The sequence below is a fragment of the Hydrogenispora ethanolica genome (assembly GCF_004340685.1).
GTDB lineage: Bacteria > Bacillota > UBA4882 > UBA8346 > UBA8346 > Hydrogenispora > Hydrogenispora ethanolica.
The window spans coordinates 1-13,164 of record NZ_SLUN01000014.1; the positions used below are offsets into that span (position 1 = coordinate 1).

Here is a 13,164-nt window from a genome sequence, read left to right on the forward strand (position 1 = left end):
TCTCTGTATAACCTTGTTACGCATGAGTTTACAAGATCGCTTTTAAATATTTTACGCAAAATGAACTCAATTTCGTTCGTTAGATGGCCTATATACATTGAGCTCGACAATCTTTTTGGTTCCGGCTTCGCCGGGATAGGATGAAAAAACCGTTTGCATCGCGAAGCCGAATGCCAAATGAAATTAAAACGGAATTTGATTTGCAAGGAGGGTTACGGATTGGTTTTTGAGGATTTGAACGATAACCACGTCGAGGCGGCGGCGCGGCTCGCGTTGGCGGAGTATTTTGAGGAACGGGCCGCGGTACCGGTACTTCCCGGCGGGGAGTACTTCGATCTCATTTGCAATTCGATTTCCGGAATGACCGGCGCCGGGCTGGGGGTGGCCGCGATCGAAGACGGCCAACTGGCGGGTTTTCTAACTTGTTATCCACCACGAGAAAATTTTTTTGGCACGGCCATGGGAACCTTTTCGCCGATTCATGGGCATGGCGCGGTGAAGACCGAACGAAAGCGCCTCTATTCCAAGTTGTATCAAAACGTTGCCGCGAAATGGGTCAAGCAAGGGATTCTCAGCCACGCCATCGCGTTGTATCCCCATGACCGGGAAACGGTAGAAAGCTTTTTTTGGAACGGGTTTGGCTTGCGGTGCGTCGATGCCGTCCGGGATCTCACGGCGATACCTTGTGAGACATTTCCGAATTCCATATTTGGTGAACTGTCATCTGGGGAGATCGCGCAGCTTGTTCCGTTGAAAAACCTGCTTATCGAGCATTCACGGAGCACGCCGATGTTTATGCCGCTTTCCCGTCAGGATATTAGGCAAGTCAAGGAAGAAAACGCGAGGCGCGACTCCAGGTATTTTGCGGCCTGGGATCGGGACCGGGTCATTGCCTTTCTCGAAATCATGGCTTCGGGGGAAAACTTTGCCGCCGAAGATCCCGGGATGGCCAATATCTGCGGCGCATTCATCCTGCCGGAGTATCGCGGCACCGGTATTTTCACCCGGTTGCTGTCAAGGGTAATCGAGACTCTGCGGGATGAGGGCTATCTACGCTGCGGCGTAGATTTTGAAAGCTTTAACCTCTCGGGAAGCGGTTTTTGGTTGAAACACTTCACGCCGTATACCTATAGCGTTGTGCGGCGGATCGATGAGCGGATTTACCGGCCGGAGTAATTCGATGTTTTAAAAGCGTTGTGATAAACCCTGTCCGAAGGCCAGGGTGAACACAAAAGCTCAGAAAAGCAAGTGATAAAGTCGTTTTTTAGTCCACTGAAAGGATGATTTCCGAATGGACGACTTTATCACATGGCTTTTAAAACTTGAATATCAAGTTAACTCTGCAAACAGCCGGAGGTTAAACCAAACTCACCCCCAAGCTACGTTTGTAGTTTTTGATCGACCCTACTTGCCCCCTCTCTTTTTTGACGATTTAACAGGCAGTCTTGTCAGAAAGGGAGGGGGAGCGAGGGGGTGAGTTCGGTTTCGAAAACTTTGACTTGAGCTTCATTTCTGGTCGTTTTTTAGGCGTAATTTTGTTATAATTTTGGAAGCAAACAATCCTTTGTTAGCGAATTTCAGCTTAGATTCTTTTGCGGCGGACCGATGCTGACCAAGGAAAGGGGAGTGACCGTGATGAGGTTGGCAGGTATTTGTTTGATCTCCAAAGATGTCAGCCGTTTGGTGAATTTCTACAAGGATGTCTTGCGGATCGAGGCCGAAGAGGAGAGCGCCGAATTCGCCAGATTTCTGATGAACGGCGTCAAATTGTTAATCTGCTCCCATGAGATCATGGAGAGCATGGCGGAAAACAGTATGCAAAATGCCGGATTCGGCAGCTTTACTTTGGAGGTTGAGGTCGAGAATGTCGATGCGGAGTACGAAAGGCTAAAGCGGAAACAAGTTCCATTCGTGAAACCGCCCACCACCCAAGCCTGGGGCATCCGTTCGGTTTGGTTCCGCGACCCGGACGGCAATATCATTAACTTCCAGGCCCGGGTTTAAGGAGACCCGCAGCGAAATCTGGCTTAAAATAGTATCCGCTTCGCTCCGCCACCCGCTGACCGTATCCGGTTTTCGCCCCGCTTCCCCGACTTATCCACAGCCAAAACCGTTAACCACGTTAAACGGATCCATTTATCCACAAAAATAGGTCGCTCATCCACAAAAAGAGCTTGCTGAACGACTGAGCAAGCTCGCTCATCCACAAAACCAGCTCGCTTATTCACAAAAAGAGCTTGCTGAATGACTGAGCGAGCTCTCTCATTCACAAAACAAGCTCGCTTATTCACAAAAAGAGCTTGCTGAACGACTGAGCAAGCTCTCTCATCCACAAAACCAGCTCGCTTATTCACAAAAAGAGCTTGCTGAACGACTGAGCAAGCTCTCTCATCCACAAAACCAGCTCGCTTATTCACAAAAAGAGCTTGCTGAACGACTGAATGAACTCGTTTACCCACAAAACGATCGTATGGAGCCGTTCAAACGAATCTCTCATCCGGTGAAGCTCCGGGGGTGAGTCGGTTTTGGGCCAGCGGAACTCACCCCTTGAGTCACCTGGCAGCCAGTAGCAAACATAGTGCCTCTCCCCTTTGAAGGAAGCCGGTTCAGGAAGCGGAAGGGGAACCTTATTTTACCGGGGTTTTTGGAACGCTTTGAAGCAAAAAGCACGATCGGACATGGTCCCCTTCGCTGCTGAACTTCAGACTTTCCCCGTTCGAGGCAGCCCTCACCCCGGCGCAAAAAAACCTGCGCCGACCCTCTCCCGTCAAAGGCCGGTAGAGGGTTTTGGGAACAGATTGGCAATGATAACAAGCTTCGACTCCCTTCTCCAGGCCGATGCCGGGAGAAGGGCCGGGGATGAGGGACTGCGTCGAGTTGGCATACGATGCATCTCCATCCGGATGCTGCGCTATTACGATAAGGTGGGGCTGGTGTTTGGTTAGGACCAAAACGTTTGAATTGTCATTGAATGATAACGATGATATTACCCAAGGCAGAGTAGTTTCCTTATCTGCGCTTAGTGTTTGATGTTGTGTAAGCGTTGAAAATTTATATTAGGCGAGTTAAAAGCGTTGTGATAAACCCTGTCCGAAGGCCAGGGTGAACACAAAAGCTCAGAAAAGCAAGTGATAAAGTCGTTTTAAACCTTTTTGCATGCTGATCCCCGTTTCGAAAGACTTTATCACATGGCTTTTAAGGAATAAAATATATCCTCTCTTTTCCGCAAGTAAAATCAAGCAATGCAATTTCCATTACTCTATAATGACTATAGAGTGGTTGAAACGAGGTGAACAGACGAATGTACGAGTGGCAGAAGCAAATTCAAATAATCGTTGATGAAATTGACAAGTGTATCAGACATTATCACGATGAAGCATTAACGCTACGGTTTCTTTCCCGCAGATTGGGCTACTCTGAATTTCACACTACCAGAAAATTTAAGGAAATATCGGGTATGCCGCTTAGAGATTATTTACGGCTTAGAAAGTTAGCCTTTGCACTAAAAGAGGTTCGGGATAGTGAAAGAAGCATTTTGGATATTGCTTTTGACTATGGTTTTTCATCGCATGAAGCTTTTACCAGAGCTTTTAAAGGAGCATATGGTGTAACGCCAAGTGAATACCGGAAAAAGCCTAAGCCTGTCGTTCTTCGTACAAAAATAGACCCTTTCGACCGCTACTTTTTAGGATTGGGAGAAATTGGTATGATGAAATCTGCAGAGGATATTAAAATTTATTTTGCAACCATTCCCGCACATAAGTTTTTGCACATTAAAAACTATGAGAGTAATGGATATTGGGATTTTTGGCAAAAGCAAAGCCTGATTCCGGGACAGGACTGCGAAACTATCTGCGGCTTGCTGGATAGTATCAAGGGTAAATTGGATGACGATGGCGGGAGCGAAGTTAACAGCGGCAGTGGTCAGATTATGGCGTACATCAATGACCCGGAGGGCAGGCTCTGCGATTGGGGTATTCCGCGTACAGAGTGTTATGGTGTACGTCTTCCTGTTGATTATCAAGGCGAAGTACCGCCACAAATGCTTATGATCGATGTTCCCGAAGCCGAGTATATTGTCTTTGAGCATGGGCCGTTCGATTATGAGCGGGAAAATCGCAGTGTGGAAGAAAAGATAGAAAAAGCAATGTCAACTTTTGATTTTTCAGGCACAGGGTATTGCTTTGATACCTCTCCTGGCAGAATCATTTACATGTATCACGATCCGGAACGGTTTTTCAAGTATATCAGACCAGTACGGAAGTCATAATCAATAAAAAGCACCTGCCCAATACGGTAGGTGCTTTACTACATATGATAACGTCCTGACACCGCTCCTTCACAGACAATGACTTCCAATGACGAGGCCGGGCTTTTGAAACCGGCTCGAATCGATGAAGCCACGGGCTATCGCCTTTATTCCGCGGCGCAAATTCCGGTGCTGCAGCTCACCTGCGCCGACCCTCTCCCGTCAAAGGCCGGTAGAGGGTTTGGGAACGGATTGGCAAGGATAACAAGCTTCGACTCCCTTCTCCAGGCCGATGCCGGGAGAAGAGCCGGGGATGAGGGCTACACCGAGCGGGCTTACGAAAGGGGCTTTCCGTGTGAAGCCAAAATCTCCCGAATCGCCTGATGCGAGTGGAACGGAGCGGCAAAAGGCGGCTCTGACCCCTTGAAGTATGATAAAACAAGCGGTATCCTGATCATATCGGGAAAGGGGGCGGCTGTTGTTGTTCAAGATCGGGGAATTCTCAAAACTAATGCAGATCTCCATCCGGATGCTGCGCTATTATGACGAGGCCGGGCTTTTGAAACCGGCCCAAATCGATGAAGCCACGGGCTATCGCCTTTATTCCGCGGCGCAAATTCCGGTGCTGCAGCTCACCTGCGCCGACCCTCTCCCGTCAAAGGCCGGTAGAGGGTTTGGGAACGGATTGGCAAGGATAACAAGCTTCGACTCCCTTCTCCAGGCCGATGCCGGGAGAAGAGCCGGGGATGAGGGCTACACCGAGCGGGCTTACGAAAGGGGCTTTCCGTGTGAAGCCAAAATCTCCCGAATCGCCTGATGCGAGTGGAACGGAGCGGCAAAAGGCGGCTCTGACCCCTTGAAGTATGATAAAACAAGCGGTATCCTGATCATATCGGGAAAGGGGGCGGCTGTTGTTGTTCAAGATCGGGGAATTCTCAAAACTAATGCAGATCTCCATCCGGATGCTGCGCTATTATGACGAGGCCGGGCTTTTGAAACCGGCCCAAATCGATGAAGCCACGGGCTATCGCCTTTATTCCGCGGCGCAAATTCCGGTGCTGCAGCGGATCAAGCTGCTGCGCGATGTCAAATTCAGTGTGGCGGAGATGGCGGTGGCCCTGGCCCATGGGGATGAGCGGGCGTTCATTGGCGAACTGGAACGAAAAAAAGCGGAGTTGGAGGAGGAGCTACGTCTGGAACGGCAACGGATCGCCCGGATCGACCGGGCGCTGCGGGACATCCGGGAAGCGGGGCCGACCCATCCTTGCGAGGTTTCCTTTAAAAGTATTCCTTCCTTGCGAATCCTGTCGCTGCGGAAAATCATCCCTCACTATCATTGCGAGGGAATGCTGTGGGAACAGTTGTTCCGGTTTATCGAACGGGAGCATCCCGAGCTGCGGCAGCAAAGCCACAGAAATCTGGCCATTTACCATGATGAAGAGCATAAGGAGGCCGATGTCGACGTGGAGGTCGGCGTGCTGGTCGAGTGGGCGGGAAACAACGGGGACGGCTGCTCCTTCCGGGAAACCGAGCCGGTTGCGAACATGGCCTGCCTGATGGTGCGTGGCCCGTATGAGAACCTGGAACGCGCCTATCAATCCTTCGCCTGCTGGCTGGAGCGGAATCAGTACCAAATGACCGGGATGAGCAGGCAAATCTGCCACAAAGGCCCCTATAATGAAGCCGATCCCGACCAGTATCTCACCGAAATCCAAAATCCTGTCCGTAGCCTGGCTTGACTCTCTCATCATGGGAGGGTTTATGATGGATTCATACCTCAACAAAAAGGAGGAATTGCCATGCTGCAATTTCAGGTGAAATCCATCGGGAGAGTCAGGGCCGGCGCCGCGGGGATGTTCCTGGAGATCGACCGGGAATATCGTCCGGCCCTCAAGGAACTGGACGGTTTTAGCCATTTGAACATCCTTTGGTGGTTCAGCGGCTGCGATAACGAGCGGTCGCGGGCGGTCTTGGAAGTGCCGAGCCCATACCGAAAGGCTCCCGCGGTCATGGGCGTCTTTGCCACCCGTTCTCCGGAGCGGCCCAATCCGCTGGCGCTCTCCACAGCGCAGCTCCTGCGCCTCGACCATACGAACGGCATCATCCGGATCGCTTACATCGACGCGGCAGACGGGAGTCCGGTGCTTGACTTGAAGCCGTACACGCCGAGTCTCGACCGCGTGGCCGGGCCGGAAGTGCCGGAATGGTGCGGCCACTGGCCCAAAAGCCTGGAGGAATCGGGCGCGTTCGATTGGGAGCAGGAGTTCAACTTTTGAGGCAAGGTTCCTAAAAGCGTTGTGATAAACCCAGTCCGAAGGGCAGGGTGAACACAAAAGCTCAGAGAGGCAAGGGATAAAGCCGATTTTCAAACCTTTCCCGGGCTGAATCGGTTGGAAAGAGACTTTATCCCATGGCTTCTAAGCGAATCATTCGTTGTTGACAGAATTTTATGAAAGGATAAAAATTTGCCGTGCTTAAAAGTAAAATCCGAACACCGGAAGAAATAGAAAAGTATATGCGGGAATTAAAGGACTGGCTCGACGAGGTTAGAAACGCTCCTGCGGAAGAAATGACGAATTTTTTCACCAAAAGAATTGATGAATACGATAATGTCCATCTCACACATTGGGGTGAAGAATACGTTCATATTGCGGATTTCTTTGATGATGGTTTGCGTTCCTTGCTTGACATTGGCTGCGGCACGGGCTTGGAACTTGAATCAATCTACAAGAGATTCCCAAATGTGAAAGTTTCCGGCCTTGATTTGTCTGAATCTATGCTTAATAAACTGCGTGAAAAATATAGCGATCGGGATATTGATATCATAAGGGCAGACTATTTTGAATATCCGTTTGAAGAAAGCAAGTATGATGCCGCCATGTCCTTTGAAACACTTCATCATTTTAAATACGAAAAGAAGCAACTGATTTATAGCAAGCTTTATCAAACCATAAAAAACGGCGGATACTATATAGAATGCGACTATATCGCCTGTTGCAATGAAGAAGAAGCACTATGTCTTGAGGGTTATGAATATAGACGGAAGAAAAATAATATATCAGAGGATATGTTTATCCATATTGATATTCCTCTAACACTGGAACATCAAATTGAACTTATGAAGAATGCAGGTTTTAAAACTGTTGATGTACTGTATCAGAATTGTGGTACAGTCATTATTAGAGCTGAAAAAGGTAGTTGACAATGAATGAAGTAAAATGGCTACTAAATATGCAACGACATGAATCCATTAGGGTATATGATTTGCGAAAATAACGAACGCTTCACCGTTTTTTTGCAAATCATGGGATTCAAATCATGTCGTTGCATATAAAAGCGTTGTGATAAACCCTGTCCGAAGGCCAGGGTGAACACAAAAGCTCAGAAAAGCAAGTGATAAAGTCGTTTTTGAGTCCATTGAAAGGATGATTTCCGAATTAGAGGACTTTATCACATGGCTTATAAAAGCGTTGTGATAAACTCTGGCCGCAGGGCGTTCACAAAAGCTTAGGGAAGCAAGGGATAAAGTCGATTCATATCTTTTTACAAGACAATTTCCGGTTCGGAGGACTTTAACATGGCTTCCGCTAACCGTCCGGCGTCGGACGATGCGAAAAAGCCCCAGCAGAAATGCCGGGGCTTTACGCTTTCCCTTCCGGGGAGTTTTTAGCGGCGTGTCGCCGCGGTTGGCTCAATGATTTCATAGCTGAAGACGCGGTTTTTTGCCGAGGCTCGCGAGCGCGGAGGAGGCGATTTTTTGGGTCCGCAGTTTTAGCTGGAGCGCGTTTTGGAGATGATGCCGGAAGTGGCCGGCGTAGCACAGGCAGTAAGTGGCGGAGATGGATTCATCCGACGGATCATGGTTGATGCCGGGGCAGGCGCAGCGGTATCCGGTCCCATCCTGGTAATAAACGCCGTCACTGATCGTCCCGTCCTCATTCAGGACGGTATGGTTATCAAAGGGACGCGCCGCCCGGAGCGCCCGGACCTTCTCGGCCAGCGGCAGCCGCTGCCCGGCGATGCTTTGAATAAACCCTTTGACACTCTGCTCTCTGGTACCGTGCAAACAGCAGGCGCAAGGCTCGATGATCTCGCAACGCTTTTCGAAACTCAAATTTTGGTCGAGGATCGCCATCGCGCGCCGCAAAAATACGGTCTTCACTGGTTTGGGGGAATTGTCCTTCAGATCGTCATATCCCGCATAAATCCGCTGAATGAGGGCTTCATCGGCCGCCAACTTTTGTAGCGATTTTTTAAGCTTTTCCGGGTAGGGCATGGAAATCACCCCTTCATTTTATATAGAAGCAAATTTCGGTGGATAAAAAAGCAGGATAGGAAAAATGTGATCAGTCAATTTTCAATCATTCTACATCCGACTTCCCCTCCGGTCAAGTGTCGTCTCGACGTCGCCCGGAACGGACCTCATGGGTAAGAATTAATCGGTTGCGAACTTTCTGGGCCGATCAGTCGTACTCCATATGGTAGGCCAGCAGCGCCAGTTCATAAAAACCTTGAAAACTTCGCAGGCGCAGCTTTCGGTCTACGGTTATTTTCGAGTTTTAATCTGGAGTTTGTCAATTTTAAAGGGATTTGCCCTCAAATAATAAATTATTCTTAAGTTTCTATAATTATCCAGAATCCCTCCTGGAAATATAGTATAATGATTTGGCGGTCAAAATTCCGCGCCACTGCGGGCTTGATCGCGGCTGGATATTGTCGGACTCATTGCAACGCGAGGTGAAAACGGTTGGAACCCATTGTGGAAGCAGTCCAGCTCTGTAAGACTTTTCAACTGGGCGAAGTGGCGATTGAGGTTTTGAAGGATATTAATCTCACCATCCGGCAAGGGGAGTTTGTCTCGATCATGGGGCCGTCCGGCTCGGGCAAGAGCACGCTCCTGTACCTGCTGGGCGGATTGGATAAGCCGACTTCCGGGAGCATCAAGATCCGGGGCCGGGAGTTATCGGTGATGCGGGATCGCGAAGAGAGCGTGATGCGCCGGAGGGATTTGGGGTTTATCTTTCAGTTTTACAACCTGATCCCCAATCTGAACGTGGAGGAGAATATCATGCTGCCGATCCTGTTGGACGGCAGAAGCCTCAAACTCGAAAAGGGCAAGTTGGAACGGATTTTGGAAGAGGTCGGCCTAGCCGACCGGCGCTATCATACGCCGCGGGAGCTTTCCGGAGGCCAGCAGCAGCGGGTGGCCATCGCCCGGGCGCTGGTGAACGAGCCGGATCTGATTCTGGCCGACGAGCCCATCGGCAACCTGGACAGCCGGACCGGGACCGAGATTATGAAATTGCTCCAGCGGATCAACCGGGAACACCGCAAGACCATCCTGCAGGTCACCCATTCGCAGGAGGCCGCCGGATACGGCGACCGGATCATTCAGGTACGGGACGGAAAGGTGTGGGAGGGTCATGATGAAGCCAGTGCTTAAGTGGATCGGCCTGGCGCTCTTGTTTGGCTTGTTGACGATGGGCGCCAGTTGCCGCAAGGAAGAAAAAAAGGCCGTGCCGAGCAGCGCGCCCAAGGTCGAGGTCAAACGGACGGTGGAGGCCTTTGGAATCGTGAAGGCCCGGGATTACAAGGATATCAACCTGGATTTTCCGGCGCAGATTGAGCGGGTGCCGGTCAAGGCCGGCCAGCCGGTGAGTCTGGGCCAGCCGCTAATCTATTTAAGTATCAACGATTTTCAGGCGCAAATTAAAAACAAGGAAAACGAGCTAAACGCGGCCCGGTTCGAACTGCTGAAGGTCGAAAAGAGCCTCCGGGACGCCCAGGATACTTACGCGAAGTTCCAGCGCCAGCTGCGCGACAAGGAAGGGCTGTTTCGAGCGGGCGCCATTTCCCAAAAAGAGCTGGACGATTTTCGGGATGTGGTGAAGGAAAAGGAGAAGGCGGTCACCGACATCAAAGTCTCCCTCGGTTCAGGTTCCGGGGCCAGCAGCGTCGCGGTGCAGCGCGAGAAGGTGGCGGTGTTGGATTACGACTTGAAACGGCTGAGGAATAAGTTGAATCAGAGCTTTCTCAAAGGCAATGTCATCGTTTCCGACTACGCCAACGGAGTGGTCTCCGACGTCTCCTGCGCCGCCGGCTATTCGGTCGGCACCAGCGGCGAGAAGCAGGAGAAGCTCTTGTCCATCATGAATCTGGACAGCCTGTACGTCACCGCCGACGTGGCCGAGGATTTCATCAAGGATGTCCGGCTGGGGGCGGCGGTCACGATCCGGCCGACCGCGGACAATACCCGCAAGTACCAGGGTAAAGTGACCAGCATCGCCCAGATGGCGGTGACTCAAAACGGCGAAACCAACGTGGCGGTGGAGATATCCATCACCAATCCCGACGGATTCTTACGCCCCAATTTCAACGTCGATGTGGAGATCGCGAAATAGATGCGGATACTCATCAAATTTATCTGGCGCAATATTCAAGAAAAGAAACTGCGGACTTTTTTGATCCTGATCTCGGTGGCGCTGTCGGCGGCCCTGTTCTTCGCCGCCACCGCCATCGCCGGCACCATCGAAGGGATGTACCTGCAACGAATCAAGAAATATTACGGCACCGCCGAGTTGATCGTCCATCCCAACGAGAAGTCGCCCTCCGGCTTCTTTCATGTCCATCCGGCGGAGCAGTACCGGAACTTCACCGATTACGCCATCGGCGTCATCGAGAGCTCGGGCACTTACAAGAACCGCCACGAGTCGGCGGATTTCGACCTGAAAGGATTCAGGCTCGCGGATCTGGCGACCATGAATCCGTATGTCCTGGCCCGGCAGCGGCAACTCCTGCCGTTTCAGGGCAAAAAGATCATCATCAGCAGGGCCATGGCCGAGAAATTCCACTTCCGGATCGGCCAGAATATCGAATTGTGGCTGCGGGATCACCGTTACCGGTTCCGGATCGCCGCCATCGCCGAGCCGGTCGGCCTCTTTCAGGATGACGGCCTCAGCAATACGGCGGTGGTCCCCCGCGAAACCCTGGCGGCCTTGTTCGGCGCCCGCGGCAAGGTGACGACCGTTTTTATCAAATTGAAGGACCCCTCCCGGGCGGAGGAGATGGTCGCCAAAATGAGCGGGGCCTTCCGCCGTTATACCGTACGCGAAACCGTCTCCCGGTCGGAGTTGCGGCGCGAGATCGGCACGATCTCGACCCCTTTCATGATGATGGTGATCCTGGTCCTGTTCATGAGCGTCTTCATCATTTACACCTCGTTTAAGGTGATCACCCGGGAACGGCTGCCGCTCATCGGCACCTTCCGCAGCATCGGAGCGACCCGCCGCATGACCGACCTGATCCTGTTCGCCGAGAGCCTGCTGTACGGAGTGGTCGGGGGCGTCGCCGGCTGCGGCATGGGACTCGGGATCCTGTATGTCATGTCGATCCTGATGACCCCGGCGTGGCTCGCCGGCAAGCTGAATACGGTCATGAAGTTTACCCCGTTGCAATTGCTGATGGCGCTGGCGCTGGCAGTGATTCTGGCGCTGGGCAGTTCGCTTTTTCCGATCATCAGGATCTCCAAAATTCCGGTCAAGGAGATCATTTTGAACGCGATTGCCAGGCCCGTCCGGAAGAAGGGCCGCCGCCTGCTTTGGGGGGCTTTGCTGCTGGCCGTGGCCTTGGCGGTCCCGCCGCTGGTGCCGCAGGATGTCACTTTTTTGGCCACCGTGGCGGGGATGCTCCTGACCACCAGCGCGGTGATCCTCTGGATCCCCTTCCTGACCAAGCTGCTGACCGGAGCCCTGGAGCGGATCTACCAGCCGCTCTTCGGCAACCTGGCGGTTTTGGCAGCCAAGAATCTGCGGGATAACCAAAGCAGCATGAATAACATCGCCTTGCTGGCGATCGGCATCTCCAGCCTGCTGATGATCAATACCCTCAGCTATAGTGTGAGTAAGGAGGTTATGAGCCTGTACCGGGATGCCCAGTATGATATTTGGATGTGGAGCTGGCAGCCGGATCGCGCGTTTAAGCAGCGGTTGCTCGCGGTCGACGGCGTCAAAGGGGTCTATGGAGTCTACTCCGCCTACCAGGCGGAGCTTGACGGCCGCAAGGATAAGATCGGCTGGCTGGTCGGGGCCGCGCCCGAATTCTTCGACTATTGGAAGCTGAATATCTTGGGCGACCGGCGGGCGCTTTTGGCGCAGTTGGACCAGGACCGCCAGATCCTGTTGACCGCTTCGCTGCGCGACAAATTCGGGGTTAAGCTCGGGGATTATCTGACGCTCCAGACCAAGCGGGGCAAAAAAGCCTACCGGATCAGCGGCTTTTTCACTTCCCTCATGGAGAACGGGAGTTTTGCAATTATTCCGGAACGGTATTTCAAGCTGGATATGAAGGAACAGTATTATAACAGCCTGTTCATCAAGACCCTCGGCGACCCGGCGGCAGTGGAGAGCAAGCTGCAGCAGAAGTTCGAGCGGGAGCAACCGTATATCACGACGCTGCGGAGTATGGAACAGCGCAATATGCAGTCCAACGCCCAAATGTTTCTGATCCTGCAAGGCTTTTCGGTGTTGGCCCTGCTCATCGGGATCTTCGGAGTGCTGAACAACCTGCTCATCGGGTTTATCGAACGCCAACGCTCGCTGGCGGTGTTACGCTCGGTGGGGATGAGCAACCGCCAGTCGTTGCAGATGATCCTGCTGGAGTCGCTGAGCGGGGGACTCATCGGCGGCGCGGTCGGCGTCATGAGCGGATTGCTGTTGCTGTCGCTCATCCCCTATGTCATGAAGTCGCTCAGCATTCCGATTCCGATGCATTATTCCCCGGCGCAATTTCTCTTCGCGTTGCTGGCGGGGGTCGTCATTACCGTCGTGGCCTCGCTCAGTCCGGCCTTGAAATCGGTCAAACTCAACATCATCGAGGCGATCAAATACGAGTAGCCGGCCTGGGAGGAGCGGGAGACG

The 13,164-nt window shown here is 52.1% G+C and carries 11 protein-coding genes and 2 pseudogenes; 11 read left to right on the forward strand and 2 right to left on the reverse strand.

What is annotated here, in order from left to right; genetic code table 11:
* The first annotated feature begins 219 nt into the window (after positions 1–219).
* The gene (locus EDC14_RS12175) at positions 220–1,176 is read left to right on the forward strand and encodes a GNAT family N-acetyltransferase (RefSeq protein ID WP_165907982.1); all 957 of its coding nucleotides are present in this window, start codon (positions 220–222) and stop codon (positions 1,174–1,176) included.
* A 459-nt stretch (positions 1,177–1,635) separates the two neighbouring features.
* Positions 1,636–2,004, forward strand: a complete 369-nt coding sequence (locus EDC14_RS12180; protein WP_165907983.1) for a VOC family protein — start codon at positions 1,636–1,638, stop codon at positions 2,002–2,004.
* A gap of 23 nt (positions 2,005–2,027) precedes the next feature.
* Here the strand turns inward: EDC14_RS12180 and EDC14_RS12185 are convergent, their stop codons facing one another.
* Positions 2,028–2,459 carry a hypothetical protein gene (locus tag EDC14_RS12185; RefSeq protein WP_132014579.1) on the reverse strand — a complete coding sequence of 144 codons (432 nt, stop codon included), beginning with the start codon at positions 2,457–2,459 and terminating at the stop codon, positions 2,028–2,030.
* An 842-nt stretch (positions 2,460–3,301) separates the two neighbouring features.
* Between EDC14_RS12185 and EDC14_RS12190 the strand changes: the two genes are divergently transcribed.
* The 6 genes and pseudogenes from EDC14_RS12190 (at position 3,302) to EDC14_RS12215 (ending at position 7,451) form a co-directional block, all read left to right on the forward strand.
* Positions 3,302–4,270 (forward strand): helix-turn-helix transcriptional regulator, encoded by a 969-nt coding sequence (locus EDC14_RS12190; protein WP_132014580.1) that lies wholly within the window; start codon positions 3,302–3,304, stop codon positions 4,268–4,270.
* 90 nt (positions 4,271–4,360) lie between these two features.
* Positions 4,361–4,444 (forward strand): annotated as a pseudogene (locus tag EDC14_RS27770) (MerR family transcriptional regulator); the annotation flags it as partial.
* Between the two features lie 286 nt (positions 4,445–4,730).
* Positions 4,731–4,877 (forward strand): annotated as a pseudogene (locus EDC14_RS12200) (MerR family DNA-binding transcriptional regulator); the annotation flags it as partial.
* A 286-nt stretch (positions 4,878–5,163) separates the two neighbouring features.
* Positions 5,164–5,988, forward strand: coding sequence for a MerR family transcriptional regulator (locus EDC14_RS12205; protein ID WP_132014691.1), 825 nt, complete (start codon positions 5,164–5,166; stop codon positions 5,986–5,988).
* 60 nt (positions 5,989–6,048) lie between these two features.
* The gene (locus EDC14_RS12210; protein WP_132014582.1) at positions 6,049–6,525 is read left to right on the forward strand and encodes an SAM-dependent methyltransferase; all 477 of its coding nucleotides are present in this window, start codon (positions 6,049–6,051) and stop codon (positions 6,523–6,525) included.
* A 194-nt stretch (positions 6,526–6,719) separates the two neighbouring features.
* Positions 6,720–7,451 (forward strand): class I SAM-dependent methyltransferase, encoded by a 732-nt coding sequence (locus EDC14_RS12215; protein ID WP_132014583.1) that lies wholly within the window; start codon positions 6,720–6,722, stop codon positions 7,449–7,451.
* A 498-nt stretch (positions 7,452–7,949) separates the two neighbouring features.
* Here EDC14_RS12215 and EDC14_RS12220 read toward each other — a convergent pair whose 3' ends face one another.
* Complete coding sequence (locus EDC14_RS12220; RefSeq protein WP_132014584.1) at positions 7,950–8,525, reverse strand: hypothetical protein; 576 nt, start codon at positions 8,523–8,525, stop codon at positions 7,950–7,952.
* A gap of 471 nt (positions 8,526–8,996) precedes the next feature.
* Between EDC14_RS12220 and EDC14_RS12225 the strand changes: the two genes are divergently transcribed.
* Genes EDC14_RS12225 through EDC14_RS12235 form a run of 3 tightly spaced genes read left to right on the forward strand, consistent with a single transcriptional unit; the run spans position 8,997 to position 13,140 of the window.
* Positions 8,997–9,692: an ABC transporter ATP-binding protein gene (locus tag EDC14_RS12225; protein ID WP_132014585.1), complete on the forward strand. Its 696-nt coding sequence runs from the start codon at positions 8,997–8,999 to the stop codon at positions 9,690–9,692.
* Positions 9,676–10,650 (forward strand): HlyD family secretion protein, encoded by a 975-nt coding sequence (locus EDC14_RS12230; protein WP_165907984.1) that lies wholly within the window; start codon positions 9,676–9,678, stop codon positions 10,648–10,650. Before EDC14_RS12225 ends, EDC14_RS12230 begins: the two co-directional genes overlap by 17 nt.
* Positions 10,651–13,140, forward strand: a complete 2,490-nt coding sequence (locus EDC14_RS12235) for an ABC transporter permease (RefSeq protein WP_132014587.1) — start codon at positions 10,651–10,653, stop codon at positions 13,138–13,140.
* The last annotated feature ends 24 nt before the right edge of the window (positions 13,141–13,164 follow it).